At 47.5% G+C, this 24,915-nt stretch carries 33 protein-coding genes and 2 pseudogenes; 10 read left to right on the plus strand and 25 right to left on the minus strand.

Going from position 1 to position 24,915, the window contains the following annotated elements:
• Position 1: 1 nt before the first annotated feature.
• The 3 genes from VSQ62_RS16925 to gpr form a co-directional block, all read right to left on the minus strand.
• On the minus strand, positions 2-1,924 hold the full coding sequence (locus tag VSQ62_RS16925) for a DNA gyrase/topoisomerase IV subunit B (RefSeq protein ID WP_334635958.1): 1,923 nt from the start codon (positions 1,922-1,924) through the stop codon (positions 2-4).
• 90 nt (positions 1,925-2,014) lie between these two features.
• Positions 2,015-3,199 carry a stage II sporulation protein P gene (locus tag VSQ62_RS16930; protein WP_334635959.1) on the minus strand — a complete coding sequence of 395 codons (1,185 nt, stop codon included), beginning with the start codon at positions 3,197-3,199 and terminating at the stop codon, positions 2,015-2,017.
• Between the two features lie 53 nt (positions 3,200-3,252).
• A complete protein-coding gene (gpr, locus tag VSQ62_RS16935) occupies positions 3,253-4,242 on the minus strand; it encodes a GPR endopeptidase (RefSeq protein WP_334635960.1) in 990 nt (329 codons plus the stop codon).
• A gap of 259 nt (positions 4,243-4,501) precedes the next feature.
• Here gpr and rpsT point away from each other — a divergent pair, with 259 nt between their 5' ends.
• Positions 4,502-4,765, plus strand: coding sequence for a 30S ribosomal protein S20 (gene rpsT, locus VSQ62_RS16940; RefSeq protein ID WP_334635961.1), 264 nt, complete (start codon positions 4,502-4,504; stop codon positions 4,763-4,765).
• Between the two features lie 59 nt (positions 4,766-4,824).
• Here rpsT and VSQ62_RS16945 read toward each other — a convergent pair whose 3' ends face one another.
• The 6 genes from VSQ62_RS16945 to VSQ62_RS32645 all read right to left on the minus strand — a co-directional run bounded on the left by VSQ62_RS16945 (position 4,825) and on the right by VSQ62_RS32645 (position 8,242).
• Positions 4,825-5,961 carry a sensor histidine kinase gene (locus VSQ62_RS16945; protein WP_334635962.1) on the minus strand — a complete coding sequence of 379 codons (1,137 nt, stop codon included), beginning with the start codon at positions 5,959-5,961 and terminating at the stop codon, positions 4,825-4,827.
• A 1-nt stretch (position 5,962) separates the two neighbouring features.
• Positions 5,963-6,622, minus strand: coding sequence for a response regulator transcription factor (locus VSQ62_RS16950; protein ID WP_334635963.1), 660 nt, complete (start codon positions 6,620-6,622; stop codon positions 5,963-5,965).
• Between the two features lie 6 nt (positions 6,623-6,628).
• Positions 6,629-7,210 carry a hypothetical protein gene (locus tag VSQ62_RS16955; RefSeq protein ID WP_334635964.1) on the minus strand — a complete coding sequence of 194 codons (582 nt, stop codon included), beginning with the start codon at positions 7,208-7,210 and terminating at the stop codon, positions 6,629-6,631.
• 176 nt (positions 7,211-7,386) lie between these two features.
• Positions 7,387-7,560 carry a hypothetical protein gene (locus VSQ62_RS16960; RefSeq protein WP_334635965.1) on the minus strand — a complete coding sequence of 58 codons (174 nt, stop codon included), beginning with the start codon at positions 7,558-7,560 and terminating at the stop codon, positions 7,387-7,389.
• A 44-nt stretch (positions 7,561-7,604) separates the two neighbouring features.
• Positions 7,605-8,126, minus strand: coding sequence for a hypothetical protein (locus VSQ62_RS16965; protein WP_334635966.1), 522 nt, complete (start codon positions 8,124-8,126; stop codon positions 7,605-7,607).
• A 5-nt stretch (positions 8,127-8,131) separates the two neighbouring features.
• Positions 8,132-8,242 (minus strand): hypothetical protein, encoded by a 111-nt coding sequence (locus VSQ62_RS32645; protein ID WP_502957759.1) that lies wholly within the window; start codon positions 8,240-8,242, stop codon positions 8,132-8,134.
• A gap of 221 nt (positions 8,243-8,463) precedes the next feature.
• Between VSQ62_RS32645 and VSQ62_RS16970 the strand changes: the two genes are divergently transcribed.
• From VSQ62_RS16970 to VSQ62_RS16980, 3 genes are all read left to right on the plus strand, one after another.
• The gene (locus VSQ62_RS16970) at positions 8,464-8,811 is read left to right on the plus strand and encodes a hypothetical protein (RefSeq protein ID WP_334635967.1); all 348 of its coding nucleotides are present in this window, start codon (positions 8,464-8,466) and stop codon (positions 8,809-8,811) included.
• Between the two features lie 105 nt (positions 8,812-8,916).
• Complete coding sequence (locus tag VSQ62_RS16975) at positions 8,917-9,423, plus strand: hypothetical protein (RefSeq protein ID WP_334635968.1); 507 nt, start codon at positions 8,917-8,919, stop codon at positions 9,421-9,423.
• A gap of 223 nt (positions 9,424-9,646) precedes the next feature.
• The gene (locus VSQ62_RS16980; RefSeq protein WP_334637695.1) at positions 9,647-10,177 is read left to right on the plus strand and encodes a hypothetical protein; all 531 of its coding nucleotides are present in this window, start codon (positions 9,647-9,649) and stop codon (positions 10,175-10,177) included.
• An 82-nt stretch (positions 10,178-10,259) separates the two neighbouring features.
• Here the strand turns inward: VSQ62_RS16980 and VSQ62_RS16985 are convergent, their stop codons facing one another.
• The 3 genes and pseudogenes from VSQ62_RS16985 to VSQ62_RS16995 all read right to left on the minus strand — a co-directional run.
• Positions 10,260-10,388 (minus strand): hypothetical protein, encoded by a 129-nt coding sequence (locus VSQ62_RS16985; RefSeq protein ID WP_334635969.1) that lies wholly within the window; start codon positions 10,386-10,388, stop codon positions 10,260-10,262.
• Positions 10,389-10,426: 38 nt separating this feature from the next.
• Complete coding sequence (locus tag VSQ62_RS16990; RefSeq protein WP_334635971.1) at positions 10,427-10,639, minus strand: TnpV protein; 213 nt, start codon at positions 10,637-10,639, stop codon at positions 10,427-10,429.
• 43 nt (positions 10,640-10,682) lie between these two features.
• A pseudogene (locus VSQ62_RS16995) lies at positions 10,683-11,295 on the minus strand (AAA family ATPase); the annotation flags it as partial.
• Between the two features lie 402 nt (positions 11,296-11,697).
• Here VSQ62_RS16995 and VSQ62_RS32490 point away from each other — a divergent pair.
• Positions 11,698-11,886: a DUF262 domain-containing protein gene (locus VSQ62_RS32490; protein WP_350339928.1), complete on the plus strand. Its 189-nt coding sequence runs from the start codon at positions 11,698-11,700 to the stop codon at positions 11,884-11,886.
• 31 nt (positions 11,887-11,917) lie between these two features.
• Here VSQ62_RS32490 and VSQ62_RS32650 read toward each other — a convergent pair.
• Positions 11,918-12,055 (minus strand): annotated as a pseudogene (locus VSQ62_RS32650) (hypothetical protein); the annotation flags it as partial.
• A 172-nt stretch (positions 12,056-12,227) separates the two neighbouring features.
• On the opposite strand from VSQ62_RS32650, the gene VSQ62_RS17000 reads away from it, so the two are divergent.
• The gene (locus VSQ62_RS17000; RefSeq protein ID WP_334635973.1) at positions 12,228-12,515 is read left to right on the plus strand and encodes a DUF1905 domain-containing protein; all 288 of its coding nucleotides are present in this window, start codon (positions 12,228-12,230) and stop codon (positions 12,513-12,515) included.
• Positions 12,516-12,563: 48 nt separating this feature from the next.
• Here the strand turns inward: VSQ62_RS17000 and VSQ62_RS17005 are convergent, their stop codons facing one another.
• The 6 genes from VSQ62_RS17005 to VSQ62_RS17030 all read right to left on the minus strand — a co-directional run bounded on the left by VSQ62_RS17005 (position 12,564) and on the right by VSQ62_RS17030 (position 16,643).
• Complete coding sequence (locus VSQ62_RS17005) at positions 12,564-12,854, minus strand: response regulator transcription factor (protein WP_334635974.1); 291 nt, start codon at positions 12,852-12,854, stop codon at positions 12,564-12,566.
• Positions 12,829-13,203, minus strand: a complete 375-nt coding sequence (locus tag VSQ62_RS17010; protein WP_334635975.1) for a hypothetical protein — start codon at positions 13,201-13,203, stop codon at positions 12,829-12,831. Before VSQ62_RS17010 ends, VSQ62_RS17005 begins: the two co-directional genes overlap by 26 nt.
• A gap of 297 nt (positions 13,204-13,500) precedes the next feature.
• Positions 13,501-14,814, minus strand: a complete 1,314-nt coding sequence (locus VSQ62_RS17015) for an IS4 family transposase (RefSeq protein WP_334635976.1) — start codon at positions 14,812-14,814, stop codon at positions 13,501-13,503.
• Positions 14,815-14,991: 177 nt separating this feature from the next.
• A complete protein-coding gene (locus VSQ62_RS17020) occupies positions 14,992-15,774 on the minus strand; it encodes a beta-L-arabinofuranosidase domain-containing protein (RefSeq protein WP_334635977.1) in 783 nt (260 codons plus the stop codon).
• Between the two features lie 212 nt (positions 15,775-15,986).
• On the minus strand, positions 15,987-16,373 hold the full coding sequence (locus VSQ62_RS17025; protein ID WP_334635978.1) for a hypothetical protein: 387 nt from the start codon (positions 16,371-16,373) through the stop codon (positions 15,987-15,989).
• Between the two features lie 93 nt (positions 16,374-16,466).
• On the minus strand, positions 16,467-16,643 hold the full coding sequence (locus tag VSQ62_RS17030; protein ID WP_334635979.1) for a hypothetical protein: 177 nt from the start codon (positions 16,641-16,643) through the stop codon (positions 16,467-16,469).
• A gap of 268 nt (positions 16,644-16,911) precedes the next feature.
• Between VSQ62_RS17030 and VSQ62_RS17035 the strand changes: the two genes are divergently transcribed.
• The gene (locus VSQ62_RS17035; protein WP_334635980.1) at positions 16,912-17,100 is read left to right on the plus strand and encodes a hypothetical protein; all 189 of its coding nucleotides are present in this window, start codon (positions 16,912-16,914) and stop codon (positions 17,098-17,100) included.
• An 81-nt stretch (positions 17,101-17,181) separates the two neighbouring features.
• Here the strand turns inward: VSQ62_RS17035 and VSQ62_RS32655 are convergent, their stop codons facing one another.
• The 5 genes from VSQ62_RS32655 to VSQ62_RS17055 form a co-directional block, all read right to left on the minus strand.
• On the minus strand, positions 17,182-17,292 hold the full coding sequence (locus VSQ62_RS32655) for a hypothetical protein (protein ID WP_502957760.1): 111 nt from the start codon (positions 17,290-17,292) through the stop codon (positions 17,182-17,184).
• Between the two features lie 40 nt (positions 17,293-17,332).
• Positions 17,333-18,169, minus strand: a complete 837-nt coding sequence (locus VSQ62_RS17040) for a P-loop NTPase (protein WP_334635981.1) — start codon at positions 18,167-18,169, stop codon at positions 17,333-17,335.
• Positions 18,170-18,189: 20 nt separating this feature from the next.
• A complete protein-coding gene (locus VSQ62_RS17045) occupies positions 18,190-18,567 on the minus strand; it encodes a RidA family protein (RefSeq protein WP_334635982.1) in 378 nt (125 codons plus the stop codon).
• Between the two features lie 104 nt (positions 18,568-18,671).
• The gene (locus VSQ62_RS17050; RefSeq protein WP_334635983.1) at positions 18,672-19,295 is read right to left on the minus strand and encodes a response regulator; all 624 of its coding nucleotides are present in this window, start codon (positions 19,293-19,295) and stop codon (positions 18,672-18,674) included.
• A complete protein-coding gene (locus VSQ62_RS17055; protein ID WP_334635984.1) occupies positions 19,292-20,437 on the minus strand; it encodes a sensor histidine kinase in 1,146 nt (381 codons plus the stop codon). The genes VSQ62_RS17050 and VSQ62_RS17055 overlap by 4 nt, the downstream gene beginning before the upstream one ends.
• 180 nt (positions 20,438-20,617) lie before the next feature.
• On the opposite strand from VSQ62_RS17055, the gene VSQ62_RS17060 reads away from it, so the two are divergent.
• Genes VSQ62_RS17060 through VSQ62_RS17070 form a run of 3 tightly spaced genes read left to right on the plus strand, consistent with a single transcriptional unit; the run spans position 20,618 to position 23,842 of the window.
• Entirely contained in the window at positions 20,618-21,547 is a 930-nt protein-coding gene (locus VSQ62_RS17060; RefSeq protein WP_334637696.1) for an ABC transporter ATP-binding protein, read from the plus strand.
• A gap of 14 nt (positions 21,548-21,561) precedes the next feature.
• The gene (locus tag VSQ62_RS17065; protein ID WP_334635985.1) at positions 21,562-22,704 is read left to right on the plus strand and encodes an ABC transporter permease; all 1,143 of its coding nucleotides are present in this window, start codon (positions 21,562-21,564) and stop codon (positions 22,702-22,704) included.
• Positions 22,691-23,842 carry an ABC transporter permease gene (locus VSQ62_RS17070; RefSeq protein WP_334635987.1) on the plus strand — a complete coding sequence of 384 codons (1,152 nt, stop codon included), beginning with the start codon at positions 22,691-22,693 and terminating at the stop codon, positions 23,840-23,842. Before VSQ62_RS17065 ends, VSQ62_RS17070 begins: the two co-directional genes overlap by 14 nt.
• A gap of 13 nt (positions 23,843-23,855) precedes the next feature.
• Here VSQ62_RS17070 and VSQ62_RS17075 read toward each other — a convergent pair whose 3' ends face one another.
• Complete coding sequence (locus VSQ62_RS17075) at positions 23,856-24,863, minus strand: glycosyltransferase (RefSeq protein ID WP_334635988.1); 1,008 nt, start codon at positions 24,861-24,863, stop codon at positions 23,856-23,858.
• Positions 24,864-24,915: the final 52 nt, after the last annotated feature.

Raw genomic sequence — 24,915 nt, forward strand, 5'->3', positions numbered from 1 at the left:
CTTATATATCCAACTCCGCCTCCGTCGCATTCTCATAGATGAATGTCCGTCTTGGCGGCACCTCCGTCCCCATCAACATCTCCGTCACGCCGGACGCCATCCTGGCATCCTCAATCTCCACAAGCTTCAATATCCGGGTCTCCGGGTTAAGCGTCGTCTCCCATAGCTGGTCCGCGTCCATCTCGCCCAACCCCTTATATCTCTGCAGAGTAAACGGGCCGTCGTGGGTCCTGCGGTACCGCTCCAGCGCCTTATCGTCGTAGAGGTATTCCTCCTCCCCCTTCTTAGGCATGGCCTTATAGAGCGGCGGCATGGCGATATAGACATGCCCCTCGAAGATCAGCTCCGGCATAAACCGGTAAAAAAGCGTCAAAAGAAGGGTTGAAATGTGCGCCCCGTCCACATCCGCATCCGCCATGATGATGATCTTGTCATACCGAAGCCTGCTGATATCAAAATCATTGCCGTAGCCTTCCGAGAATCCGCATCCGAACGCATTGATCATGGTCTTGATCTCGGCATTGGCGAGAACCTTATCAATACTCGCCTTCTCCACGTTCAGGATCTTCCCGCGGATCGGAAGGATCGCCTGATACATCCGATCCCTTGCCGTCTTGGCGGACCCGCCGGCAGAATCTCCCTCCACGATGAAGATCTCGCACTTACTGGCATCCCGGCTCTCACAGTTGGCAAGCTTTCCATTGCTGTCAAAAGAATACTTCTGCTTCGTCAGAAGATTCGTCTTCGCCCGCTCCTCCGTCTTGCGGATCTTCGCCGCCTTCTCCGCGCACCCGATCACCTTCTTAAGATTCTCAAGATTCCTGTCAAAATACCGGATGATCTCATCATTGGCCACCTTACTGCAGGCCTTGGATGCATCCGGATTGTCAAGCTTGGTCTTGGTCTGCCCCTCGAATCTCGGGTCCGGATGCTTGATGGACACGATGGCTGTCATCCCGTTCCTTACATCCGCCCCGGTAAAGTTCGAATCCTTCTCCTTCAAGATCCCAAGCTCCCTGGCATACTGGTTGATCACCGTGGTAAAGGTTGTCTTAAATCCGGTCAGATGGGTTCCCCCTTCTGCGTTATAGATATTGTTGCAGAAGCCAAGGACATTCTCATGGAACTCATTCACATACTGGAACGCCGCCTCCACCTCGATCCCTTCTGCCTCTCCTTTGAAATAAACCGGCTCATGGACCGCTTCCTTCTTGGAATTCAGATCCTTGATAAACCCTAAGATCCCGTCCGGTTCATGGTAGACGATATGCTCCGGCACACCGCCCCTCTTGTCATCAAATATAATGGTAAGCTCCGGATTCAGATAAGCCGTCTCATGCATCCGGCTCTTCACCTCGTCCGCGCGGAACCTTGTCTTCTCAAATATCGTATCATCCGGCAGAAAATTCACCTTCGTACCGGTCTTCCTCGTCTTCCCGATCTTCGGAAGAAGCCCGTCCTCAAGCTCGATCACCGGCTTCCCTCTCTCATATCGGTCATGATGGACGTATCCTTCCCTGCTGATCTCCACATCCATATAAACGGAAAGCGCATTCACAACAGAGGAACCCACTCCGTGAAGTCCTCCGCTCGTCTTATACGCAGTATCGTCAAACTTGCCGCCGGCGTGAAGCGTCGTATAGACGACTCTCGCCGCTGAAACACCTGTCGCATGAAGGCCCACCGGAACACCTCTTCCATTGTCCGTTACCGTAGCCGATCCATCATCCTCAAGTGTAACATGGATCTCTGAACAAAATCCTGCCAGATGCTCATCCACCGCATTGTCCACGATCTCATAGATCAGATGGTTCAATCCCTTCGTTGATACACTCCCGATGTACATTCCCGGCCGTTTGCGTACCGCTTCCAATCCTTCCAGTATGGCAATGCTGTCCGCATCATATGTATTCTTGTTCGCCATTCCAAATAGATCCTTTCTCTGTATTTCTGCCGGCGAAGCCATGCAGCATACCATATCTTAGCACAAAATGTGGCTCAGTTCAAACACATTTTATTCGACAAGTACCGTATTTAGTGTTTCTGCCAGTATTTCCATGGCATTCCGCATCTCTTCCACCGTGTTCGTCTGCGCTCCGGCTTCTATCAGCAGCGTCTTTGGCTTGAAATGCATGTTATATCGGTAGCCTCTCAGGTAAATGTGCCTGGTAAATCCCGGATATTTGTTCGCAGCGGCAATCTGAAGCTGCAGGGAAAACGCCAGATTGTCTTCTATATAGGGATTGGGGAGATATGCAATATTACCGTTCGCCTTCGTCCTGCTAAGCCCGTTGAAGAACATGATCTGAGCCGTAGGCTTCCCCTTGATCTCTGCCGCCAGATGGGTTCCTTCCGCCACTCCGTCCCTGTGAAGGTCGATCACCACTTCGATGCTTGGGTTCTCCGCAAGGATCTTCTGGATCTGCGGCTCTGCCAGCTCATATGCCATACTCCGGTCAAGCTTGCCGTCCACCAGGTCGTAGACTCCTTCATGGTGAATCGTCTCAATCCCGTATGTATCATTCAGAAGCTCTGTAAGATAGGTTCCCATCCCCAGGATCGTCGTGCCGGGATCTCCCGGCACCGAGTCGATAAAGCCTTCCTGGGAATGCGTGTGATAGATCAGCACCTTGGGGCCCTTTGACCCGTCAAGCTTCATATTCTTGCCGAGAAGCTTCTCTGCATTCAGCAATTCCGGATCGGCCATCGTATTAGAATCAACGGTATAGAAATTCCCCAGCAGATATTCATAATTCATCAGCTTTTCCATGGACGTATCAATCTGAGGCCCCATGGTCTGCGCCACCTCTTCCTCCTGCCCGTCCTTCGTCACAAGCTTCCCGTTCTCGTCCACCATATTCTCATCATTTGCCTGGCTGGCAAGGATCATCTGGTATGTCTCCCGATCCTCCACATCTGTATGGGAGCCTGCCTTTCCTTCTATATAAGTACCCAGGGGTATCAGCTCCATAGCCGTCGCCGCCACCCAGTCCTTAAGGGATTCCCCTCCTCCGTTCTCCACATAGGAGAAGCCTGTCAGAAATGTCTCCGCTCCCTTGGTAAGAAGGATCCGGTTTATCTTCGTCACCATCCTCGGCCTGGGCCCCTTCGGCAGGGAAATATTCATACAGGCATATACCATCAGGATTCCTGATATAAGCACGATCAGGATCCGGCTGATCCAAGGTTTCCGTTCCACACCATCACTCCATTTTCACAGTGTATTCCCGCAATGCACATCGCTTTTTAACACTATATGACACCCATTTCCTGATTATGTGCATGTCCCTTTGAAAATAGCATGTTCAGCGCCTCCGATATGGTATAGCTGATCCGTTTGACCGTCTCGTCAATGTCCTTAGGCGTCACAAATAGTCCGTTCAGATGCGGAGATATCAGTTCCTTCACCAGCTCATACTTCTCCGCCGCATTATATCCCTGCATGACAACGCCCACGCCCCGAAGCGTCTCCGAACTCTCAAGAGCAAGGATCAGATTCTCCATGGTATCGTTGACGATGGTCGCCGCGTCCACCACCGTCGGCACGCCGATCGCCAGAACCGGGATACCTACCGTGTCCTTCGTGATGGCATTGCGGTGGTTCCCCACGCCGGAGCCGGGATTGATCCCTGTATCCGAGATCTGGATGGTCCGGTTAAGCCTCTTAGAGCTTCTTGCCGCCAGAGCATCCACTGCGATCATCATATCCGGCTTCGTCTCACGGACGATCCCCTTGATGATCTCCACCGTCTCCATCCCGGTCTGCGCCATGACGCCCGGCACGATCGCGCTCACCAAACGCACATTCTCCTCCCCCATGGCATATTTCCCGTACTCCTTCACGATATGTCTGGTAATATTCAGATTATCCACCACATAGGGGCCAAGCGCGTCCGGGGTCACCTTCCGGTTGCCAAGCCCCGCCACCAGGATCGAATAATCCTCCTTATCCTTCCTGATAAAACGCGAAAGAAACTTCGCAAGCTCTTTGGAGATCTCAGCGTGGTAATCCTCGTCCGGCACCGCCATATTCGGCGCCTCCATGGTAATATAGGTTCCCACCGGCTTGCGCATCACCTTCGCACCGTTCTCCGTCTCGATCTTGACAGTCGTCACCTTGATCTCCCGCTCTTCATCATAATCCTCAGACAGAGACACGCCCTGCACCTCCACATTGTCCGATTCAAACCGCTCCTTATCCTCCAGAGCAAGATCCGTCCTGATGCTATACTTTTCAATCATCCCTTACATCCTCGCTTTAATCTTTTTTATCACTATCCTATTTTTTACAATTATTTGAGAAATATGTATTGACAGAAACCATTCCTTGCCCTAAAATAAATTCGTATACTTTGTCGGACAGAGTCCGCCTGTCTCCAACGGAGATATGTATTGCGGTATGCCCGAATGGGTATGTTTCGTTAGAACGTCCGTGTCCGGCTCTAACGAAGTCAGAATCGATATAAAAGAATCGAAATATAAGATATTGGAGGTGGACAAATTGGCTAATATCAAATCTGCAAAGAAGAGAATCCTGGTGAATGAAACAAAGGCTGCGAGGAATAAATCAATCAAGTCTAAGGTTAAGACCTGTGTAAAGAAGGTTGAGACAGCCGTTGCTAACAAGGATGCAGAGGCCGCTGCTGCTGCTCTCAAGGTTGCGACCGTTGAGATCAACAAGGCAGGAAGCAAGGGCGTTTATCATAAGAATACTTGCTCCAGGAAGATTTCCCGTCTGGCAAAAGCTGTGAACGGAATCGCTTAATCGACTGTATAGATAGAATCATAAAAACAGCCATACCGTCAGTGGCTGTTTTTATTTTGCTATTTTTCATTGCTTATCTGGCAGAACACCTCCGTCCCCTCCTCCTCAGAGGAACGAAACCGAAGCTTAAAGCCATGCACCTTGGCGATCTCCCGGCATACCTGAATCCCATATCCATGCGTTCCCATACGACTTGCAGGCAGCTCCTGCCCCTTGTTGAAGTCCCTTAATAACTCTTCATCCATAGGTTCCCCGTTATTCCAGATACGAATCCCCTTTTCATCTGCCGTAATCCTGACCAGGCTTCCGGCCCTTGACGCATTGACCGTCAGGTTATCAAGCAGGCAGAGCAGCAACGTCCTGTCACCGTTCATGAATTCCAGCCGACAGTCAACCTCAACATTCGGATATTTTTCTTCCAGTTCAAGAAGCATCTTCCTGACGTCTATTCTCTCGATCTGAATAGCACCTTCCCGCACATTTCCCATAATCAACAGCTTCTCCGTGATGTTCTCCAGATGCTTCGCGCTGTCTACGATCTGCCTTGCGGCGAAGAAACGCTCCTCTTCTGTAAGCTTCCCCATCATAAGATACTCCGCATATCCCCTAATCCCAGTGAGCGGCGTCCGAAGCTCATGAGCGATCTGGTTCACCGGGCGGTTGATCCGGCGCATAGTATAATATAGGAACAATCCCATGATCCCTGCAAATACCAACCCTGCCCCGCAGAATATCCACATCCTCCTCATCTGAATCTGGAACAGGCTCTTAAGCTGATGCACATACTCCACCGTGATCTCGTCTTCTCCCTCCCGACCAATCTCCCGAATAACCAGGCAGCGCTCTCCCCTGACCCTTCTAATCCCGATCTGTGAGCCTTCTGCCCCCGTATCCGTCGTCTGCCCCTCCTGAATATAATCTGCCGCAGTATACCCGTTCACGCATACCCTGATAAGAATCCCTGCCTCCTCGTATCTCCTGCCCGCATCATTTAAATTCATGTTCATCCGGCTAATCTCCTCATCCTTAAGCCCGGCAGCCAGATAGTAGATACTTCTCTCATTGTTTCTTGCCTGATCGACCCACTGCTTCATCTCATTCAGAGAGATATAAGCGTCCAGAAGCAATAGTCCGGCACAGACCACCACCAGAAATACTCCATATATCACCAGAAAATTCTTCTTCCATAACTGCATCCTAAATCTCCAACCGATATCCATATTTAAAGATAGTCTTGATCTCCTCTTCCAAGCCAAGCTTCTGCCGAAGCCTTCGGATATGCACATCCACGGTACGGTCGTCCCCGCCAAAGTCCATCCCCCAGGCAAGCTCAAGAAGCCGTTCCCTGGAAAGCGCGATATTCTTATTGAGCAGCAGGACCTTCAGAAGCTCGTACTCCCGATTGGTAAGCTCAACTGAAGCACCCTCCTTCTTCACGAACCCGCCCGCCAGATCCACCTCCACATCCCTGATGCGGAAGAGATTCTGCTCCTTATTGAATCTCCTCAGCACCACCTGCACTCTGGCAAGCAGTTCTTCCATGGCAAAAGGCTTCACGATATAATCCTCTGCGCCGCCTTTTAACCCCTTCACACGGTCTGGCACCTCGTCCCTTGCAGTCACGCAGATTACCGGGATTCCGGCGTATTCCCGGGCAATCTGCCGCATCAGCGCGAATCCGTCCATATCCGGCAGGCCAATATCTAAAAGGATCAGATCGATCCGTTTCTCCTCCAGCACAGCCAGGGCTTCCCGGCCTGAATAAGCCGGAAGCCCAATATGTCCAGTCATAGTCAATGTTCTTCGGATGAGTTCGTTGATTCTTCTGTCATCCTCTACGATCAATATGTCTGCCACTATTCCTTACCCCTTCGGATGATCGGAAGTCTCAAATGCCTTCTCTCCAATCTCAATCAACTGCTCTGTCGTCAGGTCTGAGATCACTGCTTTGTCTGGATCGATCTCATATCCCTTGCACATCTCTCTTATGACTTCTTCACCGTCGCCGAAGGCATAGATCTCCTGGATATACATCTGAAGCGACGCGAACGCGCCTTTTCCCCATTCCTTTCCCAGGAGCGGACGGTTTCCCATATCCTTCAAAAGCCACAGAGCCTCCTCGTAGTTGCGCATTTCACGGGTGACATCCTCACTCTTCACCGTGTCATAATCAAGATTATACTTGTCACAAACCTCTTTTGCAATCTCTTCATCTAAGACTTTATCCTTATAAAGGCATTCCTCATCTGCATACCTTTGGTAGCTCTGTGTGTCCTCCTCCATCTCCCCGGCTTCAAATCCCATCTCCTTCTCTGCCGCCGCTACTATCGTCTTCTCCGCCTGTCCCCTGGACCAGTAGATTCCCAGTCCCAGTCCTGCCGTCATACAGACAGCCATCCCTGCTGCCGTCAATATCACTCTGAATTTCTTCCATGTTTTGTTCATAATCTTCGCTCCCTTCTCTGTCGAAACCTTTTTTATTACAGGCTCATTATACAGCGCAGTTGTTGCAAAGTTGTTACATGAAATATTATTCGGCTTAAAGAATTCATAAAAATCCGTCCTATAAATATAAAGATGTAAAGCCCTTGAAAACGGAACAAAGACTTTACACCTTTTCATTACTTTGTATCTTTGGTTAAAGACGGATTCTGATATAATTTTTGTTCGATAAATTCTCTTTCAAACGCAATGACTTCTAATGCCTCTTTATCTTTGGTTACTGCCTCGATACGTTTCAGTAATCTTAGCTGATCAATAAGATAACCATTATATTCTTTTTCATTATTCGGCATATTTTCACCTCACTTTTAAAGTGCTATTTGCTTTGCTGCTTTTATTATATCAATCGTTGATTGCGGTGTAAAGCCTTTATTTTTGATATTCTGACAACAATCTCTGGTAACTGTCCGCCGGCTCTGCCATAGCTGCCTTCTTCTGTTGTTGCAGCATCTTCTTCATCATCTTCTGATCCGCCATCTATACGAATTCGGACAATATCGAACATTGTGAAGATCTTACAAAGGCGCTGCCGCTTCACCTGAGCCTTTAAGCGGTTAGACACGAAAAACGGCGTAGACAGAGAATTGAAAAAGATCCTGCTCTGTTTGAGATTCGCCCGTACAAAAAAGTGAAGTACAAGCTCTGTCTTATTATGAAAGATAAATATCTCATTTCCTTCATTCAGGATGATATCTCCCGTAACAAAATTCTCTACAATAATCTCCCGTCCATCTGCCGAGAAATACGTCTTATTCACCTTCTGTCCCTTTGCATTAAATACCGTCCGGCCGTAAATCGCCCCATAGCGATTGTAATGGTCACTGGATCGCACCACACCGCGTTCATCATACCAATCCACAATTCTTACAAGTCCTTATGCTCCGGTTTTGCGTAAAAAATTCTTCCTCTTTCCTTATAGAGATCCTGCACCTTCCCATTGCTGTTCGTCCCGCTGATCTCCCAATATTCCGGCACCTGAATCTCATTAAAATACTTCGGTCTGGCGCTGTCTCCCAGGATCTTCGCGATTGGCTTAAAGGCTTCAATAAGGCTTCAATATTATGTAAAGAAATCCCGGCTCAATTCATTATATTTACTGGGTTGAGCCGCCATTTCTTTACATAACGAAAGTCTTTACATAACCTTTGGAATGGGGTGCCGATGAATTGTACCAATCCGACAGACCGTCTTATGATATGATTTTAAGAAGGCTCATGCTTGCGAGCGATTTCCTTGATTTCATATTTGACAGCCCGGAAACAATACACGAACTTATCTCGGATGCGGATTTATCGAAAATATTAAAGGAACTAAAATTGCATCTCAAAAATATGCTCTATTATCTGTTCCTGCGTGATTATTCCGCAGCAGAATATGCGGAGAGCATCGGGCATTCTGACCGGAATATACGGGGTATCCATGAAACAGCGCAAAAAAAGATACACAGACTCTATGGCGGCATACTCGCATACAGGAAAGAAAACAACCTGCCTATGACGCTTGACGAGAAGTATTTTTTAGAAAACGGCGTAAGACAAAAGTAACAAGATATGCGTAAAAGCATTACGGTCAACAGACGCAAACAGCTTGACCGATAATAAGTAATTGTCTATAATATAGGAAATATTACATCCGATGATGTGGCGGGATTGAAGCAGATTTTCACACCGGAAGAAGAACTGAAAGAAGCCGTACTTGGCTTTGTAAAAAAATATGGTTTCCTCGGCTTTATGACCGCCCTGCCGACAACAGCAGACTTTATAACATATGAATCGGTGTATCTTCCAAAAAACCATTTCATAAAGGAAGAATCCCTCACTACAGAAAACTATCTTTCCTATTTCTATCCGTTTGACAAGCCTGATTTCAGAAAAAGCGGCATGGAATCGGGATGGTCTGTGACTGACCGTGAGGGCATTGCGATTACAATGGCTATGGGGAACGCACCGCAGGCTGTGTCGATGGAATTACAGAAGGAATATGCGGAAAGATACGACTGGGTCGTGAAAGAATTTATCGATCTCGCCTTTACCTTTGTGGCGAGTTTCATTTATTACACAGATTATGATAAGATTGATGGGCAGACACGCAGCCTGTACCGTCAGGGCATTTCCGCTTTCGGCGGCATATCCCCGACTTACCGGATCGCACTGTAAAAGGATGCGCCCGTTATCGTATGGGATTTCCATTCGCTGCTTATCATAGTACAAATGTGCTTTTCCTTCATGCTCACGGATAAAGACAGTGATATGCGCCTGTACAAGCATTGTAATAAAGCCTTTGTTGCAAGCAGAAAGGGAAATGAATTTTGCAGCCAGAAGTGCAAGAACCAGTTTAATGTCTACAAATCAAGAGAGAAGAAGAAAGGGAACAAAAGCAATGATTGAAAACAGGAATGTAAATATCATAACCGATGCGGACGATAAAAAGCTGGTCTTAATCAATGATATCCGTTTCAAGGCAAAAGTGCGGGATGACTGGTCTGTTGTCGAGGAATACCTGAAAGAGTATATCGGGGATTTTTATGAAATTGAGGAAACTTCTGAAAAAATATTTATTTCGGCTGATTTTCCCGATGAATATGCAAGTTCAGAAAGCCGCATTGCTTTAAAAGGCGCAGCGGCAAAAGCTAAGGCGAACGCTGCGCAGGCTATTCCTGAACTTATAAGAATAGCTGCCAATCCCAAACATGAGGCAAACAGAAAAGAAAAGCACAAAACAGATGCAGTATATGGGTGGTATCGTTACAACATTAGATTTGCACTGCCTGTATATGATGACAAAACGGGAAAATTAGCAAGGCATAATATTTATTCGGCAAGTATGCTTGTCCGCCATGCGAATGATGGCAGGAAGTATCTGTATGATATTCTTGCAATAAAAAAAGAAACGAGCAGCCCGTTTGAGTGAAAACACTGTACGGTAAAAACCCATTTCTTATTGTCAATAATAAGCTATTTTTTAATTCCTGTCAATCCCCAATTTTTATTTTTCAGAATACCGCCATTGGCATTTTTAATGCAATGGGGGAACTTTGTTCCCCCTTAACCACTCCATAGCATGAGGCGCAGATGATGTCAAGACCGCCGCAGGCGAGGCGGAGCCGGTGTCTTGACATCATCTGCGCCTCATGCTACAAAACTTAAAATCGAAGCAACTCTAAAGGGAATATATTAGATCATGCAGCACTACCTCCTCCGCCCTGCTCCTAATACTGCTCATTTTTTGGAGCCAACAGAGCCAGTCATCGGATTTAAGCTGCTCCGTCACCCCCTCTTTCTTTGCCATCTGCCTTACAAGCCTGTCCATCATCTCATTACATTTTTCATCAATTTCCGCAAGATGTTTCCATAAGGTTTCTGACAAAATCATATACGAATAAATGCCTCCATAATTCTCCTTCAAAAACCGTTGCCTCATTTTCCATCACAAAGGTAGCGTCCGCGCTCACGGTCAAGCCTGTCGTGCCAGGCACCTTGTTGAACACATCGCTGTCGTTCTGCTTGCGGATATGATGTACGACCACCACAGATAGGGAATGCCTGTCGGCAAAATCCTTTAGCAGCGATATATCCCCGTAATCGTTGGCATAGGCATTGTCTTTGGATGCGGTACGGATTTTTTGCAGCGTGTCAATGACAATGAGCCTGCTGTCTGGATATGCTTTAAGGTAGTCCTCAAGCTGCACGATAAGACCGTCTGGTAACTGGTAACTTGCAGCTTGCCACGGCAAAGTGGAGCCGCCCGCTCGCTTCGTCCGTCAGACGGAACAGCCTGTCCTGTATGCGGCAGAACGTATCTTCCAGACACAAGTAAAGCACATCGCCCTCCAATGTCTGCATATCCCATAAGGGGATTCCCTGCGACACGCAAAGGCAGAGCTTCAGCATGCGCCAGCTCTTGCCGATTTTCTGTGAGCCGCAGAACAGCGACAAGCCCGTGGGGATAAGACCATCCACCACAAAGGACGGTTTTTCAATCGGTTCATAAAGGAGCGTGTCAGCATCCACCGTCTGTAACTGCTGCATGATATCCCTCCCTCCGTGTTGAATTTTGTTTGTAGCACATAGTCGTGTCCTCCTTGGATTTATTTACCCCTGTCAGTGAGCAAGGGGATGTAACGCAGCCAGCCCATACCGTTCCACGCTTTTCTAAAACGATGTTATCTTCGTCTGTGCTTTGCACGGATTGAACAGTGAGCAGGCTTATGTCGTGGCTCTGCTATCTCCTGCAACGGGTATCCCTCTGGCGGCTGCTGTGAAGTTTTCAAGGGGCGGCACTCTATGGAATCGTTTCGTGGCAATAAAATAGGGCGGGAGTATTTGACCTCTCACCCAATAGCCGATAAGGGAGCGTGATTTTAGAATATTTATGAGAGCAAATATATCGAGCCATCTAAGTACAGAAACTCCGTTATTAAAAAAGGAGAAATAGAGATTCCGCAATTTCAAAGAAAATTTGTTTGGAAAGAACAACAAGCGATTAAATTATTAGATAGCATCTCAAACAATTATCCAACAGGCAGTCTTTTGTTTTGGAAAACAAGTACTAAGTTGGCAACTGAACGTGATATTGGTGAGGCTAAAGCCACCCCAACTTACGCTCTAATTAAAAATTAATTTATTCTTATATTCTCAAATGAAATTACACATCTGAATAGATTCTGCAATATGTATAGTAATCTTTTCGGATCAGGCATCCGTTCGAAACCATCTCTACCCGATGAACCTTGTTTCCCTTGTCATTAACCAGATAAGCCACATAATAACTATTTGATCCCGGAAAGGTTTAATATTTCGTAATGATTTTTTGTGCTTTATTTCTCTAAAGCTTCTCTTGCTATATAAGATGAATGGAATTTGGGGGAGATAAAACAACATTGATTAATACTACATAATGGGTTACTATATCTATAAAAAACAAAGATTTTTTAATGAAAAACAGAAAGAGAGAATTTCCAATGAACCAGAAAATATATGAATTCCACGCCGTCATAGAGCCGGTTCCAGACAAAGGCGGCGCATATGTACGTTTCCCATATGACATCCGCAAAGAATTCGGCAAAGGCAGGATCAAGGCACAGATCACCTTCGACGGCGAGCCTTATTCTGGAAGCATTGTGAATATGGGCGTAAAGAACAGTGACAGTTCCGTCTGCTATATTATCGGAATCCGCAAGGATATTCGCAATAAGATTGGTAAGCAGCCGGGAGATACCGTACTCGTCACCGTAAGAGCTGCCGAATAAACATCTAGATTGCGTATATAATGGTGAATAATGTGCCTGATATTTTTGTCAGGACAAGGCGGAGGAAAGCGCGATATTCTTATTGAGCAACAGCACCTTCAGAAGTTCATACTCCCGTTTGGTCAGTTCCACGGACATCCCGCCCCTCTTTGCGGTTCCGCCCGCCAGATCCACCTCCACATCCCGGATACGGAAGGCATTCTGCTTCTTATTAAATCTTCTCAGCACCACCTGCACTCTGGCCAGCAGCTCTTCCATGGCAAAAGGCTTCACGATATAATCCTCTGCGCCGCCCCTTAGCCCCTTCACACGGTCAGGCACCTCGTCCCTTGCAGTCACGCAGATCACCGGGATTCCGGCGCATTCCCGGGCAATCTGCCGCTACTGCCGTCTTCTCTGCCTGCCCTCTGGACCAATAGATTCCCAGTCCAAGTCCCGCAGTAATAGTCATCGTCCCATTCAATAACGTCGGGTCATACTCCGCTTTTAACGCAGTCTTTGCGGATATCATCAATGCCCCCAGATTCTTCCCATTATCTGCTTCTTCAAGACAGTATACCAGGGGACCCTTGACAATGGCAAGCTTTCTCACATCCGCACGCACTCTTGGATGCGCGCAGACCAATGCCGCTTCCATTTCAAACAATACACGAATTGTACTGTCAGAAGACAGCAATATATCAATCATGATGTAACTATCTTTTCGTTTCAGTTCCAAACCAATGTCATTTACTTAACTTCTAATAATAATGTGATCTGTTGTTTTCGACCAGATTTTCTATCAACTTAAGAAAAAGAGGGGGGATTTCTATTCCCAAATGCAGATGGAATGCTGTAAAATGGGGAGTACTCCCGATTTTGTGGTGCAATGTATGGATTTATGGCAATAGAAAGACATAACAACAAGACGAATTTATGAAATTAAAAAAATCATTTTCATTCGTCTCATTTTGAGGTATATTTAGTATGTTTAGCTCTGTTTTTGTTAGTTTCGATAACAGAAGCTGATTGGAAGTTTGAACCTTGCTTGGCGTGCGAAGGTTCGCCCGGGCCTGACCGGTAGGATATTCTGAGCGATCAGGCCCTCCACGTCTAATGTTGTTGTCCCATCATGTATTCTCAAAAAGTCCCGGCATGTTTTGATTGCTTCCGAATAGTTAACCTGATATACATGTTTCGTCTTTTTTTCAGGGAGCTCTACTGCCATAGCTATTTCCGAGCAAAAATTATACAGGATTGCCCTTGCCCATACTTCCTGTACAATGTATTCATATTTTTTGGAATGAAATGCTTTGAGACACAATGGGTATTTCAGGTCACGGAAAGAAGTTTCCTCATTCCATCTTAGGTGGTACAAGTCCTTGAAATCATCGATATCGAAATCAAGATCCGGAAGATTTGTGATCAGATTTTCGTAACAGCCCTCCGATAATTCAATCCTGATGATGCGCAGGGACAGTCTGTATTCGGGATGGTCCTGTGTAATATAATCCATAGGGACATCCTGGCACACAAACCGGTATTGTTCTTCCAGTTCAGGATGAAGCCGTTTTTTCTTAGAATGTGATCTGGATAAAATACGGTCCACATGATAATCAAGCTGCCTGACGCCATTTAAAGGAACCCCCAGAATTTTTTCCGTCTTGGCATCGGTACAGCGTATGAGAAAGAACTGCCCATTTTCAATTACATGTGCAAAAGCGTTATAAGAGGCATAGCCTCTGTCACACAAATAAATGACAGGGGTATCTGCTTCGGAACGGTCAACCATCTGGCAGAATGCGCTGTATTCATTGCGTTTCCGGGAAGGCTGGATGAAGAGATCCGTAAACTTTTTGTCCAGAACAGAAAAGAAAGCATTGATATGGATTTGGTTAAATCCTCTGGTGGACTTTCCATTTGGTTCAAAGAAAGTATCCGGATCATCCGGATTCCTGAAAATATCGGCCGCAGAACCATCACAAGCGACTAAGGAATATTTGCCTTTAAACAACTTCTTTTTACACTTTTGAGTAAAAGAAACGAGAAGGCTTCTAAAGGCATCATTTTTAATCTTTTTGCGTTGTTTATAAAAGGCAGCTTTTGAAGGAGCATCCGTAGAACGTCCAAAAAAGCGGTAAAGTTCTTCCTTAATACAGTCAGCTTCCATAGTCAGGAGCATAAGGAGAAGATGTTTGAATCCCAGTTTTCGATTACGCGAAAAGTCTTTACCGGGATGAAGAGCATAATTTTGGGGATTGGCAGCAAGCTCATGGATGGAAGCGAGCAGCATTGCTTTGACAACATCAGCGTATTTCATAAAAGTACCTCCTTAATCAGGTGAAAGTAAATAATGAATAAACAGTTCCTGATTAATTGGCCTTTTTCTGAGTAATCAGAAAAAGGCCGCACATTTTGAGGTACTTGTCAAGTAATAATTAAAAAATTTGGGTTACTGGTAGAAAAAAAGAATTCGGACATAATATCCGAATTCTCGTTAAGTAAATGACATTGGTTCCAAACTGTTGCCATTCATTGTAAGTAAACGGATCTTTCCCCATCCCGGCTCACGAATTGCAAGGGTAAATACCGCATTCTGCGTATTCACGATCTCAATTACGACTTCATCCTCATAAGGATACCTGGTCTGCATTGTTATACCGACCGATTTCTTCCCCAGCTTTAACTCAGCCTTATTCGACACAAACAAATTAACATACACTGCACTGTCATCTATTGCATAGATATATTGCGCCAACGACGTTAATGTTCTCGCGATATTCGGCGGACAACACGCTACTCCAAGCCACGGACGGCGTTTGGGGAGTACATGATGTAAGGTCCGGTTCGCCTTTAAATGTTCCGGCACCACCTCCAGCGGATTCACATAAAAGAATCCTGTTCCTGATAACGCCATACCTCCTAATATCGTATTATAAAGAGCTCTTTCAAAGACGTCTGCATATTTGCCCTTCCGGTCGATCTGCATCATACGCAGTGAGAAAAGCGCCAGCGCAACAGACGCACACGTCTCCGAATAATTATAGTTATTCGGAAGGTCATAATCGCAGGTAAAGCATTCTCCATCTGCCGCCGCTCCTACAGAACCGGTTATGAACATCTGCCTTTCGGCAATGTTGTCAAACAGTTCCCGGCAGACCCCTATCAGTGTTTCATCCTGGCATTCATATCCCACATCGGCCATCGCCGAATAAAGATATAAGGCACGAACTGCATGTCCGCAAGCCGTCTTCTTTTCTCCTTTTATACTCCCGCGCAACCGAAATTACCTCCTTCTGCGTACGATAACGCAGCTTGGATTGCCAAAAACCCGATGCAAAATGCGGGAATTTGCACGGTCTTCCTGTGACCGCCGTATATTTCTCAATCAATTTTGCCGGTGTATCTCCTACTGTGATCCAATAATCAATAACTTGTGATGTATCTCCATCCAACGTGTCAGATTCTTCGCAAAATGAACCGTTCCGACAGCTACAAATAATCACTCTGTGAAACAAATTCAATAAACCGTTGATGCATCCTGCTTTTTTCCTGTGCTACATTGCTCTGCCTGGCCATAGCCCAACAACTGCTCCGGATACTCTGGTCCGTGATCATCTGGTACATTATGCTATAGATAGAGTCTATACGATGCTCTAAAAACTCTGTACTTTCCTTCAATTTATATTCGACCAGTGTCTCAGCCTGTTCTTCAAATGTCTGTGACATAGAATTCCACAAAACACCGATCACTATCATCAGCGGCAGGATAATCACCGCAATTATGATCAATATCATCTGCTCTGTCCACCGCAGCTTACATTCTCTTCCTTCTGATTTTCTCTGCATATTCCTGCTTTCTATCCAATCTTCTAACACATCCTCGATATCTTCCTGTAAAGAAAGCTTCCTGTAAAGAAAGCTTCAGCGGATTCTCCTCTGCCGAAGCTTTCTCTGTTCTCTCTGTGGTTGTCATTCATTGCCTGTTAATGGCGGTGTCTGATAAAGCTTGCGCTCTATTAGCTTACGTTCAAATTCGATTTCCTGTAAAACCGGTTCACAATTTGCCTTTTTCGCCACCCTCTCTAATCGATCTAATAAATCCAACCTTTCAAAAAGATTAACGTTTAATTCTTTTTCACCTGGCATATTTTCACCTCATTTTTAAAGCGCCGTTTACTTTGGTACTTTCATTATATCAATCCGCAGCTATAGTGTAAAGCTTTTGTTTCATCACCTTTTCTCCCCTTCTTCTCCTACAAAGTACCTTGACAATGAAATAAAAGCTTTACACCACAATCACTGATTGATATAATGAAAATACCAAATGAACGGCACTTATAAAAAAGCGATGAGGACATGAGTTTGGACACCACAAGACAATACTTGCACATTGGACAGAAGGGAGGCAATTGCTGTGAATAACGGTGAAATCATTAAAAGCAGTCTTGAAGATTTTGCAAAAGTGCAGCGACGTATGTTTCTGGCAAGAAAAGAAAATGCCCCTGAAACATACGCTGACTTAAAAAAAGATTATATACTTTTAAAAGCATTGTTAAATTCTTTAGGCGTAAATCTGACTGAAGTAGATGAAATAAAAGAATAACTATCTTCTCCTGCAAAAGAAAACTTCGGCAGATCTGCCGAAGCTTTCTTTTGTAGTATAATTCATCAAGAATCACTGCCCTCACCCCGGATACAGGCTCACATTGTCATATCTGCCCATCTCCATAAGCTTCGAAGACACCTCTGTCAGCGCCGCTGTATGGAAATGCATCTGCGGCAGAACTTTTGCCATATCCTCACAGCGCTCGATATTGTCCGGATTGGTGCTATACTTATATCTTATTCACCGCCGCACTCAGATACTCGTTGCTGATCTCATGGAACCGCTCTTCTTCCACAGCCCTGGCAAGCCCCGCATCGATCGGCATCTTGCCTAACACCGGAATCCCAAGTTCCTCTGCAGCCTGGTCGATATGACTCTCCCCGAACACAGAGATCTTCTTACCGCAGTCCGGACATACCAGATAACTATAATTCTCAACGATCCCAAGCACCGGAATATTCATGGCCTTCGCCATATTATAAGCCTTCTTCACGATCATCTGAACCAGATCCTGCGGAGATGTCACGATCACTACACCGTCCACCGGAAGAGACTGGAACACCGTAAGCGGCACATCCCCGGTTCCGGGCGGCATGTCCACAAATAGATAATCCAGGTCTCCCCACATAACGTCTGTCCAGAACTGAGTAACCACCCCTGCGATCACCGGGCCTCTCCAGATTACCGGGTCGGACTCATTCTCAAGAAGGAGGTTCACCGACATGATCTTCGTGCCGTCCTTCGCCTCACATGGGAAGATCCCGGCCTCGTCTCCCTTAGCCTTATCGTGGATCCCGTACATCTTCGGAACGGACGGCCCTGTCACATCCGCATCCAGAATACCGACCGCGAATCCCTGCTCCCGCATCATACGTGCAAGTGACGCCGTCACCATAGACTTGCCTACTCCGCCCTTGCCGCTGACAACGGCGATCACCTTCTTAATATGTGAAAATGCATTCGCCGGCTGCCTCATATCCGCCGGCTTGCTGCTGCATGTCCCTGCATGGGCACATCCGGCGCAGTCCGATGATGTGCAGCCGTTCTGCTGCTGTTCTTCTGACATAATTCCTGCCTCCTTTGATCTTACTCGTTCACCGCCGCAATCAATTCAATCTCACACTTCACATTCTTCGGCAGAGTCTTTACCGCCACGCAGCTTCTCGCCGGCTTGGATGTGAAATACTTCGCATACACTTCATTGAACGCCGCAAAATCCCCCATATCCGCCAGGAAACAGGTGGTCTTAAGCACATTCTCATAGGAAGTGCCTGCTGCCTCTAACACTGCGCCCAAGTTCCTGCACACCTGGTCTGCCTGTTCCTCGATGGTCTCTGCCTCGATCGCATCCGTTGCCGGATTGATCGGAATCTGTCCTGCCGAATAAAAGATCCCATTGTGTACATACCCCTGTGAATATGGTCCCAACGCCTTAGGCGCTTTTTCTGTTGCAACTACTTTCATAAACTTATCTCCTTCTTTATTATTTTCTATTATTATTGTACTACCTGAACCATAGTATAATCAATACCTTTTTCCAAATCTGTAATCGGCCGTAACAGGCAATGTCACCTTGCCGCATTCAGGTAATGGACCGCTAACTGGGTACGGTCCCGAAGCCCCGTCTTATCCAGGATATTACTGATATAATTGCGCACCGTCCCCTCGCTTAAGAACAGCTCTCCTGCAATCTCCTTATTGCTTAGCCCCTCCGCCACCAGAGATATGACCTTAAGTTCTTTCTCGCTGATCTCATATTCCTTCCAGTCGACTCCCTTCTCCTCCTTAAAAAGCCCCGGAATCCGGGATATGATCTCTGTACCGAATACCGTCTGACCAGTGCAGACTGCCTTAAGCGCCGGGAGGATACTGGTATAATCCTGTTTAAGCAGATAGCCCTTTACACCGTATTTTAATGCCTTCACGATATATTCATCATCGGAAAATGTGGTCAGAAGCAGAATCCTCGCCTCTGGATATTCCGAGAGGATCTCCTTCGCAGCATCAAGCCCGCTTACCTCCTGCATCCGAATGTCCATCAGCAGCACATCCGGCTTATATTGCCGATACAGCTCCAATGCCTCGCTGCCATCCTGACCCGTCGCGGCAACCTTGACATCCTCCCCGGCTTCCAAGATCGTCTTCAAAGCACTGGCAACCAGCACATCATCATCCACAACTACTATCTTCACTGAATTCTCCTTTCTTCTTTGGGTACCGTAATATAGATCCTCCATCCCCGGTCCGAACGGATCTCAAGATGCCCGCCGAAGGCATCCACCCGGTCCTGCATGTTACAAAGCCCGATCCCTCTGTCCGACTCTGCCTTCCAGCCCCTATCCGCTTCCAGATCCGCCATCCCTTGATTGGTTGAACGAAGTCTGTCCGGTGCCGCCGATCCGTTATCCTCCACGATCAGCTGATACAGCCCCGGATGCTCCCTTGCCGTAACCCGCACCCATGTGGCATCGCTGTGTTTTGCCACATTGTGCAGGGCTTCCTTCACTATGGCGATGAATCCATACCGGATCTCCCTGGGCACATCATAGCCCATATCATACGCAAGCTGCGCCCGGCAGAAGGTGAAATCCTTCACCAGACTCTCTAAGACCTCCCGAAGATTGATCGATTCGTCGTGAAGGTCATGAACACTCTCCCGCACACTGGTCATCGCCGCATTCAAGGTCTCATTAAGCTGCCCCAGCGGCTCCTTAAGGTTTCCTTCCCCGTGTACCGTCTTCATTGCGCCCACCATCAGGATCGCACGGGACAGCATATGGCCCACATTGTCGTGGATCTCACGGGCGATCCGGTTCCGTTCCCGAAGCGTCGCCGTATAGATCTCATAATCCTGGTTCTTAAGGATACTCTGATTCTTCTCCCGGAGCAGCAGATTCTTCTCCACACCGTCATCTCTGGTCCTCCTGTATCTCTCCTCCATCAGAATATACTCTCTCGTCTGGTACTGCATAAGTCCCGCGATCAGGCAGCCCACTCCGGCAAAGCAGACGGCTTCCGGATTCGAAGCAAAGGAAAAGAGACTCCCCGCTCCCAAGAGCACTGCCATCAGATAACGGCGTTCTTCCAGTATGCCATATAATACCAGCGGGGTAAAAAGAAACAGCTTCGGACACACCAACGCAGACCCAAGCAGAAACCAGGCCAGGCATCTGCGGATCCTGACCGGATGAAGCGCCGGTTTCATGAGACAATCGGCGCAGGCATACAGAAGCGCCCCAAGCGCCGCGGCCACAAAGGGAATATCCACCGTCACAAGGATTGCCGCCATCAGACAGTAGATCCATAACACGGCCTGATCCACCACGCGTTTCATGCCTCTTTCCTCCTCCGTTTTCATATACGCACCATTTCCTTCACGATATTACTATCGCATTCTCACATCTATTACAAATGTCACATCATCTTCTGACACTTGGCACTACCATTATATACTTCAATTCTTTATACTACAAGTATGAACCTGAAAGGAGGCAATTTTATGAGTTCATCTGATATGATACGAATAGAGAATCTGGTGAAGAGATACCAGGATTTAGTGGCACTTGACCATCTGACACTTTCCATACAGGAGGGCGAGATCTTCGGGCTCTTAGGGCCTAACGGCTCCGGCAAGACGACGGCGATCAACTGCATGCTTGCCCTGTTAAAATACGACAAAGGCAGCATCACCGTTTTTGGCAGGAACATGCAGCCTGACAGCTATGATATCAAGAAACAGATCGGCGTAGTCATGCAGAATGTCGCCGTATTTGAACAGATGTCCGTCCAGGAAAATATCGACTACTTCTGCGGACTCTACATCAGGGACAAGGCGAAGCGCCAGAGCCTTGTGGAAGAGGCCATCGCATTTACCGGACTTACGGATTACCGGAAGATGCGCCCCAAGAAGCTCTCAGGCGGTCTGCTTCGGCGGCTTAACATTGCCTGCGGCATCGTCCACAAACCAAGGCTGATCATCATGGATGAGCCTACCGTTGCCGTCGACCCCCAGAGCCGCAACAAGATCTTAGAAGGGATCGTCGAGCTTAACCGGCAGGGTTCTACCATTATCTACACTTCCCACTATATGGATGAGGTGGAGCAGATCTGTTCCAGGATCGCTATCATCGACCATGGCCGCGTGCTGGCGACAGGAACCACCGAGGAACTGAAACAGATGATCAAGACCGGAGAGACCATTACCATTGAAGCCATAGAATTGGACGACACGCTGCTTGCCGCGGTCCGCGGCCTCCCCCACGTCTTTGACTTAACTTATGAAGACAGAATATTGAAGATCCGGCTTAGCACCGCCAGACACAATCTGGTGCGCATCTTGAATTTCCTCAAGGAGCATGACATAAGCTTCGGCCGCGTCTTCTCAGAACTGCCGACACTCAATGATGTCTTCCTTGAGATCACCGGCAAGGAATTAAGAGATTAAGGAGGGAAGATAAGATGTTACATTTGTTCAAATATCGTTTCCTGCAGATCATACGAGATTACTCCGCTATGTTCTGGGCGCTGGCTTTTCCCATCATACTTGGTACTCTCTTCTACCTGTCGTTCGGCCACGTCGGGCTTGAGGCCACCGGTGATTCTGCGTGGGATGTGATCAAGGTTGCCGTGCTCCGGGAAGATACTTCCTCGGAAAACGCCCGTGCCTTTGAATCCTACCTCGCAATGATGGAAGAAGAGATGCTTGATATCCAGGACATTTCCAAAGAGACAGAGGCCTTAGACGCCCTGAATGAAGAAGAGATTGCAGGAATCTACTATATCAGAGAAGAACCTTCCCTTACCGTTGCCAAGAACGGGCTCAATGAAAGCATCCTGACCTCTCTGCTTGAGAGCTATAATCAGAATGCCGCCATGTTCAGGAAGATTGCCATGACACACCCGGAGAATCTTCCGAATGCCGTTGCCGCTTTAGAAGATTATCGTCAGACTACCGAAGCGGTGTCGCTTGCAGGCAAAGATCTGAATCCGGACGTCCAGTATTTCTTCGCGCTGGTGGCCTATGCCTGTCTCTCCGGCATTTTCCTGGGCGTCAAGTCAAGCCTTGACGGTCAGGCGAACTTGACCGCACTTGGCGCAAGACGCAGTATCACGCCGACCCACAAGCTTACACTGGTCCTCGTAGATATGGGTGTGCTCTTTGTGATTCATTTCTTCAACATCCTGATCCTGTGCCTATATGTTACCAGGGTACTTGAAATCAGCCTGGGGGACGACCTCGGCGCCCTTCTGTTGGTGGATTTCATGGGAAGCATGATCGGAGTCTGCATGGGTATCGCCATCGGCTGCCTGACCCGGATGTCTCTTGGGATGAAGATGGGCATATCCGTCTTATTCACCCTGTTTCCCGGATTCCTCGCCGGTCTGATGTTTGGAAATATGAAGAATATCATCGAACTGCGCTGCCCCATCATCAACCGCATCAACCCGGCCGCCGTCTTAAGCGACGCATTCTACTGCCTGGGTATCTACAACGACACCGAACGTTTTACCAGATGCCTGCTGATTCTTGCACTGATGTGTGTATGCCTGCTGACAGTCGCATTCTTAGGTATAAGGAGGGAACGCTATGACAGTATTTAAAGGATTTCTACTCATCACCAAACGGAATATCCATATGATGTTCCTGTATATCGCGATCTTTCTGACCATTGCCATCTCAGTGCAGAAGATGACGGGAGGCAATCAGAGCGGATTTGCGCAGGAGAGCCTTAATATCGCCGTGATCGACCGGGACGGCGGTAAGCTTGCCAGAGGACTTGCCGACTACCTCGCACAGTACCACACGCTGGTAGACCTTCCCGACGATCCTTCCGTGATCCAGGACCGCATGTTCTATCGGGAGGTTTATTATATCGTAACCATTCCGGAGGATTTTGAAGACAGATGCCTGTACGGAGAAGAACTGCTGCCGGTCACCAAGATTCCGGGCAGCAACAGCGGATTCTACGTGGACCAGCAGATCAATACATTTCTAAATGACGTTCGGGTCATGGCAGCCAGCGGATTCTCCCTTGCAGACGCCATCGCAGAGGTGATCGACAACAGTAAGGATACCGCACAGGTGACGATGCTTGACAAGAATGGATTCGGCGGGGAACAACCTCTGCATGCAGTCATGTTCCAGTTCATCCCCTACATCCTGATCTCCATCCTCTGCTACTCCTTAGGCTCGATCATGATCGCGTTCCACAACCCGGATGTGAAGAGGCGGATGATGTGCTCGGCAATCCCCGTCCGCAGACAGAATCACCAGTTGGTGCTTGGATACGTTCTGGTGGGCATCATCGTCTGGCTCATCTGCACCCTCATGCCGTTCCTGTTATATAGGGAGGACTTTGTAAATGATCCGAATATGCCGTATTACCTGGTGAACAGTTTCCTGATGACGCTGGTAGCCCTGTCCCTTGCCTTCCTGGTGAGCACTCTGATCAGCCGCAACGAACTGATCAGCGCCGTTGTCAATGTCATCTCCCTTGGAATGTCCTTCTTATGCGGCGTATTCGTCGACCTTGACATTCTTGGCAAAGGAGTCCGAACCTTCGCACAGTTCCTCCCCGTATACTGGTATGAACTGGCGAATAAACTTCTGGCGGACAATCAGAGCTTAAGCCTCGCACAGACCGTCTCACTCCTCACTGACTATGGTATGCAGTTATTGTTCGCCGCCGTGATCCTTGGGGTGGCCCTGGTAATCTCACAGAACCGGCAGACAGCTTAATTCGGCAAATAACTTAGTCTTGCCAGTTCAGATACTTCTTCACATTCGTCTTGATCTTCTTATAATGGTCCCGGCAGTTGACCCAGTTTGGATCGATCAACTGCCGCTCCAGCTTCTTGATCTCGCCGTAGTTGCGCACATACAGCCACAGCATGATGAAATAATAAGGCGACAGGAATCTTAAGAGCCTTACGATATAATTCGAACTCGTCCGCACATACGCCGACTTCTCCTGCCAGGAAAGCATCATCCGATGCCAGGCCGAGGATTCCGATGCCTTCGCGGCCCTGCACAGCTTGGCGATCTCCCTGTTGTGCAGCAGCCTGGTCGGACTGTGGAAATTCGAGATGGAATGCTCCGAGATCCGGTATAGGACTATGGGGCGGTTCACATAGCAGACACGGATATCTGCATGTTCCTCCATAATCTTCTGTAAACATGCCCGGTCATTGACCGTCCGATATCTCAGGATAAAATCATAGACCCCTTCTGTCAACAAGGATTTCCTATATAATACTGCCGTTCCCATAATGGGACATCCAAGCTTGATTGACCGGTGCAAGCAGCTCCTTGCGATGATTTCCTGCAATACCACCTCCAGATATGTATTATGGGATGATATCATCTCCCCGGAACCAGTGAATTTGATAAAAGCCGTACATACGATATCGTGATCCTTTAGTTTGTCCGTAATCTCGAACATGTTATCTGGCGCCAGCAGATCATCTCCATTCAATACCATGAACCGTTTCCCCGCCGCATGCTTTAACGCGTCCACATAGTTCTGGCATATACCCAGATTCTTCTCCCGGAAGATCTTGCCTGTCTTCGCAAATAATCCCCGGTTCCTGCTGATCCACTGCCTGATCACTTCCTGGCTTCCGTCCGTCGAGGCATCGTCCGTTACGATCAGTTGGAACTTCTGATCCCCTCCAAAGCTCTCGATCTGATATCGGATGCTCTCCAACGCATATAAGATCACATCCGCCTGATTATAACATGTCACTATGAATGTAAACATATTCATGGCCCCCTTATCAACTATATCCCAAGTATATCATAAGGATTCCCCC

Origin of the sequence: Sporofaciens sp. JLR.KK001 (assembly GCF_036941055.1) — a bacterium.
Lineage (GTDB): Bacteria > Bacillota > Clostridia > Lachnospirales > Lachnospiraceae > Sporofaciens.

Bases quoted from the DNA above. Each gene is read 5' to 3' on its own strand.
- VSQ62_RS17075 (WP_334635988.1), bottom strand. From the start codon at position 24,863: ATGTTTACATTCATAGTGACATGTTATAATCAGGCGGATGTGATCTTA.
- VSQ62_RS17065 (WP_334635985.1), top strand. From the start codon at position 21,562: ATGTTACATTTGTTCAAATATCGTTTCCTGCAGATCATACGAGATTAC.
- VSQ62_RS16990 (WP_334635971.1), bottom strand. From the start codon at position 10,639: ATGATTTTGTCAGAAACCTTATGGAAACATCTTGCGGAAATTGATGAA.
- VSQ62_RS17045 (WP_334635982.1), bottom strand. From the start codon at position 18,567: ATGAAAGTAGTTGCAACAGAAAAAGCGCCTAAGGCGTTGGGACCATAT.
- VSQ62_RS16925 (WP_334635958.1), bottom strand. From the start codon at position 1,924: ATGGCGAACAAGAATACATATGATGCGGACAGCATTGCCATACTGGAA.
- VSQ62_RS16970 (WP_334635967.1), top strand. From the start codon at position 8,464: ATGATTTTAAGAAGGCTCATGCTTGCGAGCGATTTCCTTGATTTCATA.
- VSQ62_RS32655 (WP_502957760.1), bottom strand. From the start codon at position 17,292: ATGGCAAAAGTTCTGCCGCAGATGCATTTCCATACAGCGGCGCTGACA.
- VSQ62_RS16980 (WP_334637695.1), top strand. From the start codon at position 9,647: ATGATTGAAAACAGGAATGTAAATATCATAACCGATGCGGACGATAAA.
- VSQ62_RS17010 (WP_334635975.1), bottom strand. From the start codon at position 13,203: ATGATTGATATATTGCTGTCTTCTGACAGTACAATTCGTGTATTGTTT.
- VSQ62_RS17000 (WP_334635973.1), top strand. From the start codon at position 12,228: ATGAACCAGAAAATATATGAATTCCACGCCGTCATAGAGCCGGTTCCA.
- VSQ62_RS17070 (WP_334635987.1), top strand. From the start codon at position 22,691: ATGACAGTATTTAAAGGATTTCTACTCATCACCAAACGGAATATCCAT.
- VSQ62_RS17015 (WP_334635976.1), bottom strand. From the start codon at position 14,814: ATGAAATACGCTGATGTTGTCAAAGCAATGCTGCTCGCTTCCATCCAT.
- VSQ62_RS16945 (WP_334635962.1), bottom strand. From the start codon at position 5,961: ATGCAGTTATGGAAGAAGAATTTTCTGGTGATATATGGAGTATTTCTG.
- VSQ62_RS16985 (WP_334635969.1), bottom strand. From the start codon at position 10,388: ATGATGTCAAGACACCGGCTCCGCCTCGCCTGCGGCGGTCTTGACATC.
- VSQ62_RS17055 (WP_334635984.1), bottom strand. From the start codon at position 20,437: ATGAAACGCGTGGTGGATCAGGCCGTGTTATGGATCTACTGTCTGATG.
- VSQ62_RS17030 (WP_334635979.1), bottom strand. From the start codon at position 16,643: ATGCCAGGTGAAAAAGAATTAAACGTTAATCTTTTTGAAAGGTTGGAT.
- VSQ62_RS16960 (WP_334635965.1), bottom strand. From the start codon at position 7,560: ATGCCGAATAATGAAAAAGAATATAATGGTTATCTTATTGATCAGCTA.
- VSQ62_RS17040 (WP_334635981.1), bottom strand. From the start codon at position 18,169: ATGTCAGAAGAACAGCAGCAGAACGGCTGCACATCATCGGACTGCGCC.
- gpr (WP_334635960.1), bottom strand. From the start codon at position 4,242: ATGATTGAAAAGTATAGCATCAGGACGGATCTTGCTCTGGAGGATAAG.
- VSQ62_RS16955 (WP_334635964.1), bottom strand. From the start codon at position 7,210: ATGAACAAAACATGGAAGAAATTCAGAGTGATATTGACGGCAGCAGGG.
- VSQ62_RS17060 (WP_334637696.1), top strand. From the start codon at position 20,618: ATGATACGAATAGAGAATCTGGTGAAGAGATACCAGGATTTAGTGGCA.